This is a genomic window from Candidatus Dormiibacterota bacterium (assembly GCA_035532035.1).
Taxonomy (GTDB): domain Bacteria; phylum Vulcanimicrobiota; class Vulcanimicrobiia; order Vulcanimicrobiales; family Vulcanimicrobiaceae; genus Tyrphobacter.
Genome location: DATKRS010000020.1, coordinates 1 through 17,753 on the forward strand (window position 1 = coordinate 1; position 17,753 = coordinate 17,753).

Genomic DNA, 17,753 nt, shown 5'->3' on the forward strand with positions numbered 1-17,753 from the left:
TTTACGGCGAACCATTACCGGTTCGGGGCTATCTCGCGACCACCACTGCGTTCGGAATTGCGCCTGCCGCGAAAGGTGAACCCGCGATCGGTGTGAGCACGCCGGTCGTCGCGTTGATGGTATAGGCGGAGACGTTGGCGGAGTTGGAATTGGCAACGTACGCAAACTTGCCGGCGGGATCGACTGCTACCCCGTGGGGATTGGTGCCCGACGCGAAGGGCGAACCCGCGATCGGCGTGAGCGCGCCGGTTGTCGCGTTGATGATGTAGGCGGAGACGTTGGCGTCGCCCTGATTGGTAACGTACGCGAACTTACCGCTGGGATCGACCGCCACGGTCTTGGGGGAGGTGCCCGCCGCGAAGGGCGAACCCGCCATCGGCGTGAGCGCGCCGGTCGCCGCGTTGATGGTGTAGGCGGAGATGTTAGCGGAGTTGGCATTGGCAGCGTACGCGAACTTGCCGGTAGGATCGACGGTCACGCCATAAGGAGCGTCGCCTGCCGCGAAGGGCGAGCCCGCCACCGGCGTCAGTGCACCGGTCGTCGCGTTGATGGTGTAGGCGGAGACGCTGTTGCCGCCATATGAGTTGGCGACGTACGCGAACTTGCCGGTGGGATCAACCGCTACGCCGGCGGGAGTGCTGCCCGCCGCGAAAGGCGAGCCCGCCACCGGCGTCAGTGCACCGGTCGTCGCGTTGATGGTGTAGGCGGAGACGTTGTTGGAGCTCGCGTTGGTAACGTACGCGAACTTACCGCTGGGATCGACCATCACTCCATTGGGAAAACTGCCCGCCGCGAAAGGCGAGCCCGCCACCGGCGTGAGCGCGCCGGTCGCCGCGTCGATGGTATAGGCGAAGACGTTGTCGGAGCTACTGTCGGTAACGTATGCGAACTTGCCTGCGGGATCGACCGCCACTCCATGGGGATTAGTGCCCGCCGCGAAGGGCGACCCTGCCACCGGCGTAAGCGCGCCGGTCGCCGCGTCGATCGTGTAGGCGGAAACGTTGCCCGAGCTATAATTGGCAACGTACGCGAACTTGGCAATCAGCGGGGTCGGAGGCGGATTGAAGGCGGTGCCGCTCGACGTGCAAGCGGCCAGCACGAGCGTCGCGAGACCCACCAGGATCAACAGGAAGCGTTTCATGGGTAATCCTTACTCACCCTGAGAAACTCAAGGGCACTGGAAGCGATACGCGTCCCGCCTTGCGAATCCCTGGATGCGGCGCAATGACTGGGACGCCGTCCGCGCGCGCGGTCGCGACCGCGTCGAGATACGCGTGTCCCGTATAGCGCTGACCGCCGTCGGCGAGCTCCGCGACGCGTAACGTGCGCAGCACCGGCGCGGCGCCGCCTGCATGATCGCCGTGGGGATTTAAGGCGAACTATTGCGCGCCGCTGATAAAGGCTGATCCGCTTGGCTGCGCAGTGCTAGACGGTCGAGGCCACAGAGGTACGAATAGATCGGTAGGCCAAAGCGGCGATGCCGCCGGTCTCACGACTTTGGGAGAGCAGCATCGTTCACGATGCGCAGCTTGAGTTCGGCGCGGATGACCTCAGGATCCGGGATATCTCGCATCGTTTGTTCGGCCCAGGCCATCGCGCGTTGCGAAGTCGCCTCGGCTGCTTCGCGATTCTCGAACGCCGCGAGCGAGATGACTGTCCCGTTCCCGCAGTCGGCTACCGAATACGCGACAAAACCCGCACTACCAGTTAGAATCGGTATAAGGCCGTCGCGTACTTTCGGCAGGGTTGCGCGCACTTGCTCGGGCGTCATGGAGAAACGGCGCATAATCCCGAAATGAGCCTTCTTCGCAGGCTGCCCGGCTCGAATGATGACTTCGCCGCTCGACACACGCGGTGACCCTTCCACGACATCGGCGAGAACGCGCTTGACGGATTCGGAGGCGACGCGCGTCGATTCATCACTTCCGTTCTTGTCTAGAAAGAAGCTTATCGAGCTGAGTTCGGTTTCACTGGGTGTAGCGATCGTGTATCCGACGAAGCCCGGGATCTCTTGAATCAGCGGCGCGATTTCGTCGCGGATCCTCTGGATGATGCGATCCATTTGCCCAGACTTGACCTTGTATTCGCGAACAACTACATACATCAGGCGCTCCTTCCGTGAAAGATAAGAATCGCTGCTTTTGCTGCGGCTGGGCCTGCACCTCCCGAGCGTCGGCCGCACTTCGCGGTTCACGAGACAACAGTATTGCGTAAAGTTGCCCTGTCGTTTCCGATGGTGACCTGTAGGCGAGGATTCAGACAGACGGAGACTGTGGGCTCTCACCTACGGGCCGAAGGCGATGCCGTATAAGTGCGTAACCCATGGTCAGGGCAGCCGTAATCGCTCGGGGAGTGATCTCGGAATTCTTCAAACTAGGAATCCCCGGAGCCGCTGCCCTCTTGGAGGCGACCAATGTTCTTCGTTATTTGGAGAGGGTGGGGCATACTTGCCGCGGTCTTCGTCGTCGTAGGGTTCTTCGTTGGAGCGTTTGTTGCCGGCGCGGTTAGGGCGGTCCCGGGGCTCGGTGGCGGCGTCGGCGTGATTCTTTCGGCAGTCCCTATCTGGCTCGTCGGTCGCCGGCTCAACAGTGGAGCCGGCGATCGCGTTCTCGTCGATCCGAGCACGGGACAGCACGTTGTGCTCCAGCGTCGTCACACGCTCTTCTGGATTCCCATGCAGTGGTGGGCGATCGGCGCATTGCTACTAGGGCTCATTCTCAGCGCCGGATCCCTTGCTCCGACCCCGTCGCAGTAGCGATTCGCGCAGACGCGCGATCGCGCCGAGCAGCATGCCCCCGGCGTTTGTTCTCACGTACCTTTGACCCAGCTCTACGCAAGAACTGAGTACGACAATATGGCATCCGCTGATCTCGCCGTGTGGATTGAAGGCGAATGCCGGGTTAGTCCGCGCCCCACGTGAACGGACGCGGGCCTCGCGCCACGAAGGGCCCTAGGTCCCGGCGCGCGGCGGAAGAAGCCGAGCAAGCCGGAGGTGCGTGCTCGAACTGGACGCTTAGCAATCGGAGCAGCGCTGTTACCGTTGCTGCTTGGTATCGCCGTACCGTCTGCCTTGCCCGCCCCATCGGCTCAGTCAGCAAGACGCGCTGGCTGTCCACGCTTCGACGGAGAGCACGCCCCGTTTGAACGAAGCGTTAGCGTGTTCTTGCGTCTGGATCGCACGACGTATAGGCTTCATCACCCGATGACCATTGATGTCGGCGTACGAAACGATGGTGATGATTCGTTCTATGACGAGCTGACGGGGCCAGCCGGTGCACGGAAAATCTGGGCACCACGGGAGTTGCTTCCCTTGGAACGCCGGCTTCTTCAGGTTGTCGAACTACATCGCGTGCGTGTGCCCGTCACTCGTCCGCACCGTCATGTCGGTACCTTGATTGCCGCTGTCGTAACTCGTGATCACGCCGTCAACCGTAGCGGCTTGCGCGCTCGCCGCACCGCCAGCGCGAAGACGGCGGCAAGTGCTGTTGCCCTAATCCAATATCTCATGTTGCCTGTCCCCCGATAGGGTGTTCCTTTGTCTTTGCATCGGTCTCCCGCCAGCGATCAGGAAGCGTTTCTCGCGCGAGCGAGCGCGGAAACGTGCCGTGCGGATGACGATCGATCCATTTCGCCGCGCGGATCGCAAGAAACTCGAAATCTGCGTATTGTGACTCGCCCCGAGTGCGGCGCATGATTGCAACCGCCGACGCCGCGTGCGCCCAGCAATGGACGATCAGGCGCCCGAAGAGCTCCATAAACGGGGCCTCGGCGACGAGACGGTGCTTGAGCAGCGTCCCGATCTCGTTGAACCAATTGCACGCGATCAGCTCCGGATGTGCCGACGAATCGACAAACCCCGTCGTTTCGAGTTCTCTTCGATACACCGGGTCTTCCAATCGTCGCGAAAGTTCCACCTGGATGTAACGAAGCGCCGACTGCAGATCGGGGTGCCGGAAGTCCTTCTGGAGCGAGAGGAGCGCGTCTAACTCGTTTCCCGCGCGCATGTGCCGTAGCTGCACGAGCGCGGCAAGCACGCTCGCACCGATGACAATGGCGGTTCCGAGCGACGCCCACGCTCCAAGCACTTCCGGACTCACGTCGTCGTCCCGTTCGCCCTTCGATGGCCGGCGTCCGCTGCAGGCTACCCACTACTCTCCGCGCTCGAACGCCACGATCGCTGCCGGCCGATCTTGTGCAGCCGTGAGGTTATAGCCTCCGATACCGCGCACGACGTGGCGGAACCACCAAGATACTCGCGCTCTCGGTGCGAGGGCTCGGCAGACTGCGATCAGGATGTCTCGGCGCCTTCATGGACGCCTTGGCGGATCGGGGAATCATCGTTGCGGGCGGTCCACTCGGCGGCGAGGACGACGCCGCGCGCGTGCTGCATGTCGTGAACGCGCCGGCGGAGGTTAAAGAGGGTGCAATCGAAGCGATGATGGCCGACGATCCCTGGACATCGATGCGCTTGCTGAGAACCGTAAGCATCGAGCCCTGGAGCGTGCTACTGGGAGGATTCGACTGTACCGCGTGCGGTTCTGTTTTGCACGCTCCCAAAAAGTAGAGACCTTTTATGGCAGATTGCATTCGACATCGTTGCGTGCGTTAGAGGCTTCTTAGCATGGGCTCTCCTTAAACGCGAGTGCGATCGCAGCCTCCGGTGTGAGCGCAGCGCTCTCTGCGATCGAACCCGCGAGTTCGTTGGGGGTGAGTCCCTCGCGCAGGAGTGCGGTGAGGCGATCGTGCGTCGTCGTCTCGGTAAGCTCGCGCTCGAATCCCTGCTGCTGGAACGCAGCGTCGACGTAACCCTCGAGTGTGGCCGCGCGCGCCAAGTCGCCGCGCAACGCGAGGATGAGCGCGAGGTGCTCGATCGCAATCGCGATGTTGGCATGGCCCGGCTCGCGCTTTGCAAGAATCATAATTGTCTCTCGCACAGCTGCGACCGCATTGGAAAGGTCGTCGACCGCAACGAGATAGCCTGCGAGGTTGACGAGCATGAGGGTGAGCAAGGTCTCATCAGCACTCGACCGCGTCGCGGGAAGCGTCTCGCGCACGAGCGCAATCGCTCGCTGGGTCTGACCTCGCGCGTATTCGGTCTCTGCGAGGTTGAGCGCGGACCAGTGCTCTGCGCGGGTGTTTCCGAGAGAGCGCTGCTCCTTGCGAAGCTGCTCGTACGCGCGCGCTGCCGTCTGGAGATCGCCACGCAACTGGCTGAAGAATGCGCGCGTTTGGAGGAACCGAACGCGAAAGTTCGCCGAGGTCCCCGCGATCGCTTCGGCTTGCGCTAACGCCCGCTCCGCATCGTCAGGGCGATGGAGGGCCGCCGCCGTATACGCGTACCGAATCAGCGCGTCAGCCAGCGGCGAGGCGTCGCCGCTTGTCCGCGCCTGCTCGACCGCCTCCGTCGCCAGCTCAAATGCGCGCAGCTTGTGCCCGGAACTGCTGAGCATGAACGACAACGCGTTTGAGAGCAGAGCGCGCAGTCGCGCCTGCGCCGCTGGGAGCACCGCGAGATAGGCTTCGCATCGTGCCATGCCTTCAACGTCGAGTGCGATGGCTTCCCAACTCCCATGAATGGTGGCGAGCAACTCGCCGCCGTCAATGACTTCCGAGCCTGTTAACGCACCGTCGAGCGCCGAACGCACGTCCTCCAGTTCGGTTTGCAGCGCCGCTTCAAGATCGGCATGTCGTGCGGTCCGCTCGCGCCGTTCCCACAGCTGCGCGAAGCGGTCGCGCAGGTAGCGCAGATGGCGGTCCGTAGCGAGATCGCGCTCGCCCGCATCGGCGAGTTTCTCCTGGGCATAGGCGCGGGTCGATTCGAGTAAGCGGTAGCGCAGCGCATCGCCTTGCGGCTCGGCGAGCACGAGCGATTTATCGACGAGCGAGGCCAGCACGTCGAACGCGTCGAGTTGATCAAGATCCTCGCCGCACCCGACCGCAACGGCTCCGTCGAGCGTGAAGCCGTTGACAAAGATCCCCAGCCTCCGGAAGAGTGTGTGCTCGCGCTCGTCGAGCAGGGCATGACTCCAATCGATCATGGCGCGCAGCGTCTGCTGGCGCGGTAACGCGTCGCGGCTGCCGCCGGTGAGCACGCGGAATCGCTCCTCGAGCCGTTCGCGCAGCTGTCTTGGGCTGAGCATCTTCACCCGCGCAGCGGCGAGCTCGATCGCCAGTGGAATGCCGTCCAGTCGCCGGCAGATGTCGGCCACGATCGGCGCGTTCTCGTCAGTTAAGGAAAACGTATGGCTCGCGGCCGCCGCGCGTTCGGCGAAGAGCACAGCCGATTCAAAGCGCAGCAGTTCGATTGCGCTCAGATGCGCTTCGCCTTTGCTAGGCAGGACGAGGGACGGCACTTGGTACGTTGCCTCCCCGGCAACTCCGAGCCGTTGCCGGCTCGATGCAAGGACCTTGACCGTCGAAGCGCCTTGCAGGATCGCAGAGATCACTCGTGCGGCGGGCTCGACGAGATGCTCGCAGTTGTCGAACACGAGCAGTAGGCGCTTTTTCTTGAGTGCGCGAACGAGGCTCTCGACCGGATCGCCCTCGCTCGCGAGCGTAAGCCCGAGTGCGTGCGCGACGGCGGACGGAATATAGTCGCCCTTGGTAAGAGGAGCGAGTTCGACGAACCACACGCCGTCGCCGGATCCGTCGAGCAGATTTGCCGCGACTTGCAGGGAGATACGCGTCTTCCCTACGCCGCCTGAGCCGATGAGCGTGACCAAGCGATGCTGCTCGATGAGCCCAGCGATTTCGGCAATCTCCGCGTTGCGCCCAACGAAGGACGAAACCTGTGCCGGTAAATTGTGTGACAATTGGTCGAGCGATCGCAGAGCCGGAAAGGCTTCGGGGAGGTTCGGAGCGACAAGTTGGTAGACGCGTTCGGGGCGCGAAAGGTCTTTGAGTCGATGCTCTCCCAGATCGCGTAGGCTGCACTGCGACGTCATCTCCCCTTGTACGAGCTGCGTGCACGCATCGGAGACCAGCATCTGGCCGCCGTGACCGATCGCCAACAGGCGCGCGACGCGATTGACCGTCGGGCCAAAATAGTCGCCGTCACGCTCGTTCGCAGTACCTGCGTGCAGCGCCATACGCACGCGCATGCCCCCAACTGCCGAAAAATCTTCGGCCGCGAGGGCTCGCTGCGCGTCGAGCGCCGCAACGAGTGCGTCTGGAGCTGTCGTGAAGGCCGCGCAAAAGGCGTCGCCGATGGTCTTGAAGACGTAGCCGTTGTGGGCTTCGATCGCGGATCGTACCAACGCATCGTGACGCAGCAATGCGGGCGCCATTGCATCGGCGTGACTTTCCCAGCGTGCAGTACTGCCTTCGATATCCGAAAACAGAAACGTGACTGTACCCGTAGGCCGAACCGAGGCTGGCATCCCCGATTTCACGCGAGTCGCCATGCCCCAGCGTTTCGCGTTTCGATTACCTCCTTCCGCTGAAGGCCCTACTCGGCATCTGCAGTTCGGCGATGGGCGCTCCAGGCGATTTCTACCGCGAAGCTCCTTCGGCAATGGCATGAGTCTAGTTGGATTGGTTGCGGCTATAAATCTCTGGCGAGCGACACCGTCTCCCCGAGATGCTCCGCATCTGTACGTTGGCCCAATCGCAATAGGCGAGAGCATATCAGTAATGTACCCAGCCGCAGCGTGACCGCGTACATGAAGGCACTCCGGGGCGCGCCACTAGTGTGCATCGGGGAGCATCGGTGAGACGGCAACGTGCGTGCCATCAGTGGTTATGGTTACGGCCCCGTTTTCATCCGTGCGATAGACGTGCGCGCCGAAGCGTTCGAGTGTCGCAATCGTTGAAGGCGCGGGGTGCCCGAACATATTGTGCCTTCCGACGGAGATGATCGCGTACTGCGGGCGCACGGCGGCGATGAAGGCGGGACTCGAGCTGTAGGCGGAGCCGTGGTGCCCGACCTTGAGAACCTGGCAGCGCAAATCCACCCCCTCGCGTAGGAAGCGTTGCTCCGCCTCGGTGCCCGCATCGCCGGTGAAGAGCATGCAGAACGAGCGATAGCGCAGCGTGAACGCGATGGAGTTGTCGTTGATGTCGTTGTTGCCGCCGCTGATGAACGGCAGCGACGGCCCGATGAAGTGCAGGGCGACGCCGTCGTCCGTTCGCCACACGTCGCCGGCGCGTGGCGCGACGATGGGCACGCCGTCCGCGCGCGCCGTGGCCAACGCGTCGAGATACGCATGGCCCGTATAGTGCTGGCCGCCGTCGGCGAGCTCCGCGGCGCGTAACTTGCGCAGCACCGGGGCCACGCCGCCTGCGTGATCGCCGTGAGGATGCGTGAGAATAATTGCGTCGAGGCGGTGAATGCCGCGGCGCAGCAAGAACGGCACGACGGTCAGCTCGCCGACCCGTTCGGCGACCGATCCGTCGACCTGCGGCCCCCGCTCGAGGCGCCCGCCGGCATCGACGAGCAGCGCGCGGTGGGTAGGCGTTTCGATGAGAATCGCGTCGGCTTGCCCCACGTCGATGACCGTGATACGAACGCGCGCGTCGGCGGCGTGCGGCGGCCATAGGACGAGCCCGACGGCAACAATCAGCACCGCGACGCCCGGCGTCGCGTGCGTGCGTCGAACGCAGGCGGCGCAGAAGAGCAATGCCGCGTCGTAGGCGGCAATGCACCACGATGGTGCCGGCGTCATCGGCACGGCGCTGTTCGGCAGGGCCGCAAGCGTGCGTGTCACGGCGAGCATCCAGGCGACGATCCAGCCGTCGAGATTGCCGGCGCCTTGTGCCAGCGCCGGCAGCCACGCGAGCGCGAGCTGCAGCGCGCCGAGAACGAGCGATGCGCCGACGCACGGAACGACCGCGAGGTTCGCCCCAACGGCGTAGGGCGAAAACTGGAGGAAGATTGCCGCGGTCAGCGGCCACGTGCCGAGCTGCGTTGCAATGCTCAGCGTGAGTGCTTCGCGTAGGGCGGCGGGCAGCGCTCCATGCGTTCCGAGTGCACGCTCGATCGCCGGAGCGCACGCGAAGATTGCGCCGACGCAGCTGAACGAGAGCGCGAACGACGGCGAGGCGACGCTGAGCGGACGGAATGCTGCGATCGCTAGCGCCGCGAGCGCGAGGGCATTCCACGAGAACGACGCCCTGCCGAACGCGCGCGCGGCAAGCGCCGCCGTTACCATGACTGCGGCGCGCGTTGCGGGAAGCTGCTCGCCACTCCACAGGGCGAAGGCCCAGACGGCGACGATCGCGAGCGCGCACGCCAAAGAGCGCGGAAGCGCGAAGAAGGAGAGCAGCGCGCAGACGATCGCCGCCACGACGCCCAAATGCAAACCTGCGGTGACGAGCACGTGGACCGTGCCAGTCTCTTGAAACTCCGCACGGACGTCGGGCGGAAGGTCGGCGCGCTCGCCCCACAGCTCGCCGGCGACAATCGATGCCGCCGGCTCACCGAGCGCGGATCGCAGCCGCGCGAGTGCCCACGCGTGCGCTCGTGCGAGAAGGACGCGCGGGTCTGGTTGCGCGGGCGCACGCGCTCGAAGAATCTCACCGCGTGCGACCTGCGCGTCGAAACCGCGCTCGCGTTCCAGCTCGGCCTGGCTCGGCTCGCCCGGATTGCGCGGGTCGTCGAACGGCTCGAGTCTACCGCGCAGCACGAGGCGCTCGCCCGGAGGCGGAGGCGTACCGCGAATATGCGTGAGGGCGGTGAGGCCGCCCTCGAGTGCCGCCGCAAAACTGCTCGACGACCCGTCGCTGTGCACGGGAGCGAGCGCTACTGCGGCGTACCGCGCGGTGCGGGATAGAGGAACGCGCGGTGCACGCTCGCGCGCGATCCAGGCGTTGCAGCCGAAGAGCACCAGGGCGAGGAGCACGACCGCGCGAACGGAGCGAGGCTCGCGCGAAACGCACGTGTAGGCACACAGTGCGAGGATGCCGAGCGCGTCGAGCGCGCGTCCTTCGAGCGAGAGCGGCGCGGTGGCAAGCGTGCCGAGGACGGCCGCGATGCCGACCGTCAGCAGCGCGGTCATCGCAGAGCGATCACGCGCCGGAAAGGAACGTCAAGGGGTTTGCGAATCATCGTCACCGGCGGAGCCGGATTCATCGGCTCGCACGTCGTCGAGGAGTACCTCGCGCAGGGGCACGACGTGCTCGTCATCGACTCGCTCTGGGAGCACGGCGGCGGTCGGCGAGCAAACGTGCCCGACCGCGTCACGTTCGTGCCGATGGATATTCGCGACAAGAACATCGGGCGCGTCTTTGCGGAGTTCCGGCCGGACGTCGTCAGCCATCACGCTGCGCAGCACTCGGTTGCGATCTCGTCGCGCGATCCGGGGCTCGACGCCGAGGTCAACGTCGTCGGCCTCATCAACGTCCTTGACAACACCGTGAAGGTCGGCGCGAGGAAAGTGATCTTCGCCGGGAGCGGCGCGAGCTTCGGCACGCCGGAGCACTTTCCGATTACGGAGAAGACGCCGCAGCGGCCGACCTCTCCGTACGGCATCACCAAGATGGTCGCCGAGCACTACTTACGGTTCTACAAAGAAGATCGCGGCCTCGATTTCACCTCGCTGCGGTACGGAAACGTCTACGGACCGCGGCAGGATCCCAACGGCGAAGCCGGCGTGATCGCCATCTTCATCGGGAAGTTTCTCAAACGCGAAGGCGTCAGGATCGATTGGGACGGCGAGCAGACCCGCGACTACGTCTACGTCAAGGACGTTGCGCGCTGCAATGCGGACGCTTTGACGCGTGGCTCCGGAGAGTGCTTCGTGATCGGCACGGGCATCAAGACGAGCGTCAACGAGATCTATCGCATGCTTGTAGAGATCACCGGCTTCGACGCACCGGTCACGCGCGCCGAGAAGCGTCCGGGCGACGCGCGCGACGCGCAGTTCGATGCCTCGCTCGCGCACACGCTCTTAGGTTGGCGCCCGCAGATCCCACTGCGCGACGGGCTGATCGAGACGTACAAGTACTTTCAGAAGCTGCTCAGCGTACCAGATTGAGAAGCTTGTCGGGAACGTAGACGTGCTTGCGCGGTTTGTTGCCGTCGAGTTGCGCTTGCACGTTCGGTTGCGCGAGAGCGAGCGCGAGCGCCTCCGATTCCGCGAGCCCGGAAGGTACCGTGAGGCGCGCCCGGATCTTCCCGTTCACCTGTACGACGAGCGTGATCTCGGCGAGCGCCATGACGGACTCGTCCGGCTCGATATACCGCTCGTGGTGCACCGAGCTCGTGTGGCCCATGCGTTGCCACAGCTCCTCGGCGACGTGTGGCGCAAAGGGAGCCACGAGCAACGGCAGAGCGTGCGCCGCATATGCGAGCGCCGGCGAGCCCGGCATCTCTTGGCGTAGCGCCGAGAGCGCGTTGAGCAGTTCGTCGAGCTTGGCGATCGTTGCATTGTAGTGAAAGCGCCGCGACGCCGTTTCGTCGCGCGCCGATTTCGCGGCAACGTGAACGGCGCGCAGAAGCGCGCGCTCGGGCTCTTCGCGGACGCGTGGAACCGTACGCGGATCGGCGGCTGCGCTCGATGCCAACGGTGCACATAAGCGCCAGAGGCGGTTGAGAAACCGCACGCGGCCCATGATGCCTTCGTCGTTCCAGTCGCTCGTGTCTTCCGGCGGCGTCGCATAGAGCAGGAAGAGGCGCATTGCGTCGACGCCGTAGCGCCGCGCCGTCTCGTCGATGCCGACGACGTTGCCGCGCGACTTCGACATCTTCTCGCCGTCGTGCAGCACGAAGCCTTGGTGGAACAAGCGCTGGAACGGCTCGTCCGCGGCGCCGACCCATCCCCGGTCGGCAAAGAACTTGTAGAAAAAGCGCGAGTAGAGCAAGTGCATCACCGCATGCTCTGCGCCGCCGATGTATTGATCGACGGTCATCCATCCCGCGGCTTCTTCGCTGCCCCACGGCGCGCTCGCGTCGTGAGGTGAGAGGTAGCGCAGATAGTACCACGACGACTCGAAGAACGTGTCCATCGTGTCGGTGTCGCGCCGCGCGGGACCGCCGCAGCGCGGACACGCGGCGTTCACGAACTCCGGCATGCGCGCGAGCGGCGAACCTTCGCCGGTGATCGGCGCGTTCGGTGGAAGAAGCACGGGAAGCGCTTCGTCTGGAACCGGTACCTCACCGCACTGCGGGCAATAGAGAATAGGAATCGGCGTGCCCCAGTAGCGCTGGCGCGAGATCAGCCAGTCGCGCAACCGGTAGTTTACGTTGAGGCGCCCCTGGCCGAGCGACGCGAGGCGTTGGGCGATCGTGTCGCGCGCGCGCGCGCTCGACATGCCGGTGAAGTCGTCGCTTGCGATGAGGCGGCCGTCGTCGAGGAACGCCTCGTGGAGCGGCGCCGGCTCGCCGGAGAGATCGTGCGGCACGATCACCTGCGCGATCGGCAAGCCGTGCTTGCGGGCGAAGTCGAAGTCGCGCTCGTCGTGCGCCGGCACGCCCATCACCGCGCCCGTGCCGTACTCTGCAAGCACGTAGTTCGTCACCCAAATCGGAACGCGCTCGTGGGAGAGCGGATTCACCGCGTAGGCACCGGTGAAGAGGCCCGTCTTCTCCATCAGACTGATACGTTCGAGCTCGGACTTCGAGCGCAGCGATTCCGCGAACGCGTCGATCTGCGCCGCCTGATGCTTCGAGATCACCGCTCTCAGCAGCGGAATCGCTGGATGGTCGGGTGCGATAGCAATAAAGGTTGCGCCGTAGATGGTGTCGGCACGCGTCGTGAAGACGTCGACGTGCGCATCGGTTCCTGCGATCGTGAAGGAAAGCTCGACGCCTTCGCTGCGGCCGATCCAGTTGCGTTGCATCGTGCGCGTACGCTCCGGCCAGCCGTCGAGCCGATCGAGATCTGCCAGCAGGCGGTCGGCGTAGGCGGTGATCTTGAGAAACCACTGCGCGAGGTTGCGCCGCTCGACGAGAGCGTCGCATCGCCAGCACCTTCCGTCGACGACCTGCTCGTTCGCGAGCACGGTCAGATCGTGCGGGCACCAGTTGACCGGCGCCTCGCGCTTATAGGCAAGCCCGTGCTCGAAGAGGCGGAGAAAGAGCCATTGGTTCCAGCGGTAGTACTCGGGATCGCACGTCGTGATCTCGCGCGACCAGTCGTATCCCGTGCCGATGAGGCGAACCTGCCGTCGCATGTTGTCGATGTTCGAGCGGGTCCACGTTTCGGGATCGATGCCGCGCGCGATGGCTGCGTTCTCGGCGGGCAAGCCGAAAGCGTCCCATCCCATCGGATGAAGCACGTCGTATCCGAGCATGCGCATCATGCGTGCGACCGCGTCGCCGATCGTGTAGTTCTTCGCGTGGCCGACGTGGAGATCGCCCGAGGGATACGGCAGCATCTCGAGCACGTAATACTTGTCGCCCGCGGGAACGCGCGGCGCGGCATACGTGCCCTCCCGTTCCCAGCGCTCCCGCCACTTTTGCTCGATCTGCTCGAAATCGTACGCTTCGGGCATACGCCTTCGTATAGTGCCGGGGGTCGCTACCCCTTTCCATTCGTCTCGATGGGCGCAAAAGAACGGCATGTATCGTTACGCACTGCTCGCCGGCGGCGTCGTGCTCGCCGCGCTCGCCCTGTTCCATCCCGTCCCGCGGCCGCCGCAGGCTCTGCCTGCGCCGGAGTTCTCTGCCGCACCCCTCGCGCGGAGCCTGCCCGCGAGACGTCGCTTTGCATACGGCTCGCCCGCCTCTTCACGCGGACGGTGCGGCCCGTCTCGACGCAGGTCACGGCGTCGAGCGCGCCACCGCCGGCAGCCCGTGGGCGTCGTCGATCTCAACACGGCCGGCGCACAGGCGCTGGGGCGCGTCCCTGGGATCGGCGGCGCGATCGCACAGCGCATCGTCGACGTGCGCTCGAGCGAAGGCCCCTTTACGTCGCTCGACCAGCTGCTCGACGTCGCCGGTATGACCTCGAGCCGGCTGGACCGGGCGCAGCAATACCTGCGACTGTAGGGGGGCCGCAGGTTTCCCGCCAATGATATTTTTACAATGGCGTTGCCTCCGAAGAAGACGCTGCCGCAGTTGGTGCGGGAAGCGCTTGCTCGTGAGAACGCGTACGCGCTCGTCGAACGCGTCGCGGGCAAATGGACGCCGGCCTCGAGCGCCGCTGTGCTCGCCCGCGTCGAGAACGTCGCCGCCGCAATTCGCAAGGCCGGCCTCGTCGAAGGCGACCGCGTTGCGCTGATCTCGCACGATTGCGTCGACTGGGTCGTCTGCGCATTCGCCACGCTCTTTGCGGGCTGCGTCGTTGTGCCGATCTACCCGACGCAGGCACTCGATCAGACGGGATATATTCTCGGCCACTCCGGTGCGAAGCTGCTCTTCCTCGACACGGCGCAGGCGCTCGCACGGCTTGGCTCCATCCCGTCTCTGCCGCGAGCCGTGGTCTTCGAAGGGCAAGGTGACGGGTCGCTGACGGCCTTCGAGGCGCATGGGGCGCACTCGCCGCGCGCGACCACGTCGGCGGCACCCGACGATTTGGCGGTGCTGATCTATACGTCGGGAACGACGGGGAATCCGAAGGGCGTGATGCTCACGCACGACAACGTCGGCTTCGACGCGCAGTCGGCGCTCGCGTACGGGTTTCAGGGCATCCACGCGGGACAAGAGATTCTTTCGGTACTGCCGTATTCGCACATCTTCGAGCACACGATGATCTACATCTATATGCTCGCGCGGGTGCGATACTTCATCTGCCACGATCCGAACGCCATGCTTCCCGACGTGCAGGACGTGCGCCCGTTTTCGATGACCGCGGTGCCGCGAATCTTCGATCGCGTGCTCGCGGGCGTTACCGCGTCGGCGATGGCACAGGGCGGACTGGCCGCGAAGCTCGTTCCGTGGGCTCTGCGCGCCGGTCACGACTACATGTACGCGAAGACGTTCAAGCGATGGGCCGGGCCGCGACGATGGCTTGCGTACCTCGCCGCTCGCGCCCTGGTGCTGAAGGCGGTCCGCAAACGCCTGGGCCTCGATCGTCTTCGGTATTTCACGAGCGGTAGCGCGGCGCTGCACGTCGACACGGCGATGACGTTCCTCGGCTTGGGCTTGCCGATCATGCAGGGCTACGGTTTGACCGAGACGTCGCCGGTCACGACGGTGAGCCGGCTCTCGGCGAATCGCTACGGCGCCGTCGGCAAGCCGATTCCTGGCGTCGAGGTGAAGATCGCAGACGACGGCGAGATCCTGACGCGCGGCCGGCACGTGATGAAGGGCTACTATCGCGACGAAGCCGCGACGGCCGAGGCGATCCAGAACGGCTGGCTGCAAACCGGCGACGTCGGGCAGATGGAGAAGGGATTCGTCTATATCACCGATCGCAAACGCGAGTTGTTCAAGACCGCCGGCGGAAAGTTCATCGCGCCCGCGCGCGTGGAATCGGCGATCAGACGCTCGCTCTACGTCACGCAGGCAATGGTCGTCGGCGAAGGGCAGCCCCATCCCGCAGCCGTGATCAATGCCAACTGGGACCTCGTACGCAAGGCGCTCGGCATATCTGCCGACGTTCCGCCGGAACGGCTGGCGGCTCGCGACGACGTGCTGACCTTCCTCACCGCCGAAATCGAGAAGCAAACGGCTGACCTCGCTACCTTCGAGCAGATCCGGCGCATCGTCGTCATTCCGCAAGAGTTTACCGTCGAAAGCGGTTATCTCTCGCCGGCAATGAAGATCAAGCGCCGCGTCGTGGAGCAACACTATGCAGACGAAATCGACCGCGCCTATCGCACCGAGCTCCGCCTTCACGCCCACGCATGAGGTGCACGCGCACGCGCACGAGCTTCATCCCGTCGACGAGATTCTTCGCGGGCCGATCAAGAGCAAGACGGTATTTCCGGCACTGCTCCTGCATCTGCTCGAGGAGCAGCCCGATCACGGCTACGGCTTGATGCAGCGCATCGAACGCCTGTGTGGAGATTTGATCGCCGTGAACACGAACAAGATCTATCCGCTGCTGCGCCGCTTGGAAGAACGTGGATTCGTGAGCGCGACGTGGGATCACCCGACGAAGCGATCGCGCCGTATCTACGCGATCACGCCGGCGGGCGTCGAGCGGCTGAACCGTATCAAGGCGGCGATGAATCCGTACCTCGAAACGATCGAACGGGCAGTGGCCCGACTTCGCAAGGCGCTGTACGAGCTCTAACAGGCTGCGGAAAAACCCCCGGCGAGTCTTTCCGCAACCCGTCAAAGGAAGCCGCCAACCCCGGTAGTGCCGCGTTTGCGGCCTGAAGGGCCGCGCGGGCGCAAGCGACAACTTGCCACCCCATGCTCCGTACGCTCCCGGCGGCCGCACTTGCCGCCGTCTTCTTGCTCGCAAGCGCCCCCCGCACGTCCGGCGATCCGTCTGCGACTCCCGATGCCGTAACGCATCACACGATCGCGCTCGGCGGTCATACGTATGCCTACACTGCGCGTGCGGGAACGATCACGCTCAGGGATCAGGACCATCGTCCGACGTGCCGGATTTTCTACGTCGCGTACACGCTCGACGGCGCAAACCCGAGCACCAGGCCGGTGACGTTCCTCTACAACGGCGGACCGGGAAGCTCGAGCATGTGGCTGCACATGGGTTCCGTGGGGCCGATGCGGATCGTTACGAACTCGAACGCGACGCAGACCGCGGGCCCGGCATACCGCATCGTCGATAATCCGTACAGCATTCTCGATCGATCGGATCTCGTCTTCATCGACATGCCGGACAGCGGCTTCGGCCGCATCATCGGCAAGGGCAAGCCGGCCGATTTCTTTGGCGTCGACCAAGACGTGCGCGCGTTCGGACAGTTCATCGAGCGGTACGTGACGCAGTTCGGGCGCTGGAACTCACCAAAGTTTCTCTTCGGCGAATCGTACGGCACGACGCGCTCGGCGAACCTCGCCAACTATCTGCAGGCCAACGGCATCACGGTGAGCGGGGTCGTGCTCCAATCGACGATCCTCAGCTTCGCTCTCGACTGGGATTTCGAGCCGACGGGCATCGGAGGCGGCGACTGGCTCTTCGTGCTCTATCTGCCGACCGAAGCCGCCACCGCCTGGTACCACCACGCGATCGCATACCGCGGCAGCCTGCGCTCGTTCACCGCAGCGGCGGAACACTTTGCGTCCACCGAGTATCTCGACGCGCTCGCGCAAGGCTCGGCGCTTTCACCGGCATCCTACGACGACGTCGTGGCGAAGCTCCATTACTATACCGGCCTCTCCGACCAATACATCCGCAACTCGAACCTGCGCGTACCGTATTGGCGCTTCATGAGCGAGCTGCTGCGCGAGCGAGGCAAGGTCGTCGGGCGGCTCGACTCGCGCTTCGAAACGTGGGCGCTCGATCGCACGCAGGAAACGCCGGATTGGGACGCGACCGACGCCGGAATCGACGCGCCGTACACGACCGCGATCAACGAATACCTGCGCCAGGATCTCCACTACAACACGCCGCTGCTCTACCGCACGAGCGTCTACAATATCATCGCCGCGCATGGCGGGTGGAATTGGAAGCACAACGGTACCGAGGTCACAAACGTGGCGGTCGACCTCGCGCAGGCGATGACCTATAACAAGAACCTGCGCGTCTTCTCGGCGAACGGCTACTACGATTTCGCCACGCCCTACTATGCGACCGTGTACACGCTGACGCATCTCAACCTGATGCCCGCCATCCAGGGGCACATCACCTACGGCTTCTATCCGTCGGGACACATGATCTATCTCAATATCCCCTCACTCGCGCAGTACCACAACGATCTCGAGCGTTGGTACGCGCAGGCGCTCTCGATTCGCTAGGAGC

General features: G+C 64.4%; 14 protein-coding genes. 7 read left to right on the plus strand and 7 right to left on the minus strand.

Annotation, left to right across the window (positions count from 1 at the left end):
- Window positions 1-28: 28 nt before the first annotated feature.
- The 3 genes from VMV82_06910 to VMV82_06920 form a co-directional block, all read right to left on the minus strand.
- Window positions 29-1,141 (minus strand): beta-propeller fold lactonase family protein, encoded by a 1,113-nt coding sequence (locus VMV82_06910; GenBank protein HUY41281.1) that lies wholly within the window; start codon window positions 1,139-1,141, stop codon window positions 29-31.
- Between the two features lie 13 nt (window positions 1,142-1,154).
- Window positions 1,155-1,334: a hypothetical protein gene (locus tag VMV82_06915; GenBank protein HUY41282.1), complete on the minus strand. Its 180-nt coding sequence runs from the start codon at window positions 1,332-1,334 to the stop codon at window positions 1,155-1,157.
- Window positions 1,335-1,489: 155 nt separating this feature from the next.
- Window positions 1,490-2,194 carry an antibiotic biosynthesis monooxygenase gene (locus VMV82_06920; GenBank protein HUY41283.1) on the minus strand — a complete coding sequence of 235 codons (705 nt, stop codon included), beginning with the start codon at window positions 2,192-2,194 and terminating at the stop codon, window positions 1,490-1,492.
- Window positions 2,195-2,413: 219 nt separating this feature from the next.
- Between VMV82_06920 and VMV82_06925 the strand changes: the two genes are divergently transcribed.
- The gene (locus tag VMV82_06925) at window positions 2,414-2,755 is read left to right on the plus strand and encodes a hypothetical protein (protein HUY41284.1); all 342 of its coding nucleotides are present in this window, start codon (window positions 2,414-2,416) and stop codon (window positions 2,753-2,755) included.
- A 748-nt stretch (window positions 2,756-3,503) separates the two neighbouring features.
- Here VMV82_06925 and VMV82_06930 read toward each other — a convergent pair.
- Window positions 3,504-4,097, minus strand: a complete 594-nt coding sequence (locus tag VMV82_06930; GenBank protein ID HUY41285.1) for a hypothetical protein — start codon at window positions 4,095-4,097, stop codon at window positions 3,504-3,506.
- A gap of 212 nt (window positions 4,098-4,309) precedes the next feature.
- On the opposite strand from VMV82_06930, the gene VMV82_06935 reads away from it, so the two are divergent.
- On the plus strand, window positions 4,310-4,564 hold the full coding sequence (locus tag VMV82_06935; protein ID HUY41286.1) for a hypothetical protein: 255 nt from the start codon (window positions 4,310-4,312) through the stop codon (window positions 4,562-4,564).
- Between the two features lie 52 nt (window positions 4,565-4,616).
- Here VMV82_06935 and VMV82_06940 read toward each other — a convergent pair whose 3' ends face one another.
- Together VMV82_06940 and VMV82_06945 are read right to left on the minus strand one after the other, a co-directional pair.
- Complete coding sequence (locus tag VMV82_06940) at window positions 4,617-7,625, minus strand: adenylate/guanylate cyclase domain-containing protein (GenBank protein ID HUY41287.1); 3,009 nt, start codon at window positions 7,623-7,625, stop codon at window positions 4,617-4,619.
- Between the two features lie 60 nt (window positions 7,626-7,685).
- Complete coding sequence (locus VMV82_06945; protein HUY41288.1) at window positions 7,686-9,995, minus strand: DNA internalization-related competence protein ComEC/Rec2; 2,310 nt, start codon at window positions 9,993-9,995, stop codon at window positions 7,686-7,688.
- A gap of 39 nt (window positions 9,996-10,034) precedes the next feature.
- On the opposite strand from VMV82_06945, the gene VMV82_06950 reads away from it, so the two are divergent.
- Complete coding sequence (locus tag VMV82_06950; protein HUY41289.1) at window positions 10,035-10,973, plus strand: NAD-dependent epimerase/dehydratase family protein; 939 nt, start codon at window positions 10,035-10,037, stop codon at window positions 10,971-10,973.
- Here the strand turns inward: VMV82_06950 and leuS are convergent.
- Window positions 10,957-13,431 (minus strand): leucine--tRNA ligase, encoded by a 2,475-nt coding sequence (gene leuS / locus VMV82_06955; GenBank protein ID HUY41290.1) that lies wholly within the window; start codon window positions 13,429-13,431, stop codon window positions 10,957-10,959. The genes VMV82_06950 and leuS overlap by 17 nt on opposite strands.
- Window positions 13,432-13,498: 67 nt before the next feature.
- Here leuS and VMV82_06960 point away from each other — a divergent pair, with 67 nt between their 5' ends.
- From VMV82_06960 to VMV82_06975, 4 genes are all read left to right on the plus strand, one after another.
- A complete protein-coding gene (locus tag VMV82_06960; protein HUY41291.1) occupies window positions 13,499-13,927 on the plus strand; it encodes a helix-hairpin-helix domain-containing protein in 429 nt (142 codons plus the stop codon).
- A gap of 36 nt (window positions 13,928-13,963) precedes the next feature.
- The gene (locus tag VMV82_06965; protein HUY41292.1) at window positions 13,964-15,730 is read left to right on the plus strand and encodes a long-chain fatty acid--CoA ligase; all 1,767 of its coding nucleotides are present in this window, start codon (window positions 13,964-13,966) and stop codon (window positions 15,728-15,730) included.
- Between the two features lies 1 nt (window position 15,731).
- Complete coding sequence (locus tag VMV82_06970; protein HUY41293.1) at window positions 15,732-16,118, plus strand: PadR family transcriptional regulator; 387 nt, start codon at window positions 15,732-15,734, stop codon at window positions 16,116-16,118.
- Window positions 16,119-16,240: 122 nt separating this feature from the next.
- Complete coding sequence (locus VMV82_06975; protein HUY41294.1) at window positions 16,241-17,749, plus strand: peptidase S10; 1,509 nt, start codon at window positions 16,241-16,243, stop codon at window positions 17,747-17,749.
- The last annotated feature ends 4 nt before the right edge of the window (window positions 17,750-17,753 follow it).

Excerpts from the sequence above, each read along its gene's own strand:
- VMV82_06910 (HUY41281.1), bottom strand. The coding sequence starts at position 1,141 with ATGAAACGCTTCCTGTTGATCCTGGTGGGTCTCGCGACGCTCGTGCTG.
- VMV82_06935 (HUY41286.1), top strand. The coding sequence starts at position 4,310 with ATGGACGCCTTGGCGGATCGGGGAATCATCGTTGCGGGCGGTCCACTC.
- VMV82_06960 (HUY41291.1), top strand. The coding sequence starts at position 13,499 with ATGTATCGTTACGCACTGCTCGCCGGCGGCGTCGTGCTCGCCGCGCTC.
- VMV82_06925 (HUY41284.1), top strand. The coding sequence starts at position 2,414 with ATGTTCTTCGTTATTTGGAGAGGGTGGGGCATACTTGCCGCGGTCTTC.
- VMV82_06975 (HUY41294.1), top strand. The coding sequence starts at position 16,241 with ATGCTCCGTACGCTCCCGGCGGCCGCACTTGCCGCCGTCTTCTTGCTC.
- VMV82_06965 (HUY41292.1), top strand. The coding sequence starts at position 13,964 with ATGGCGTTGCCTCCGAAGAAGACGCTGCCGCAGTTGGTGCGGGAAGCG.
- VMV82_06945 (HUY41288.1), bottom strand. The coding sequence starts at position 9,995 with ATGACCGCGCTGCTGACGGTCGGCATCGCGGCCGTCCTCGGCACGCTT.
- leuS (HUY41290.1), bottom strand. The coding sequence starts at position 13,431 with ATGCCCGAAGCGTACGATTTCGAGCAGATCGAGCAAAAGTGGCGGGAG.
- VMV82_06940 (HUY41287.1), bottom strand. The coding sequence starts at position 7,625 with ATGCTCTCGCCTATTGCGATTGGGCCAACGTACAGATGCGGAGCATCT.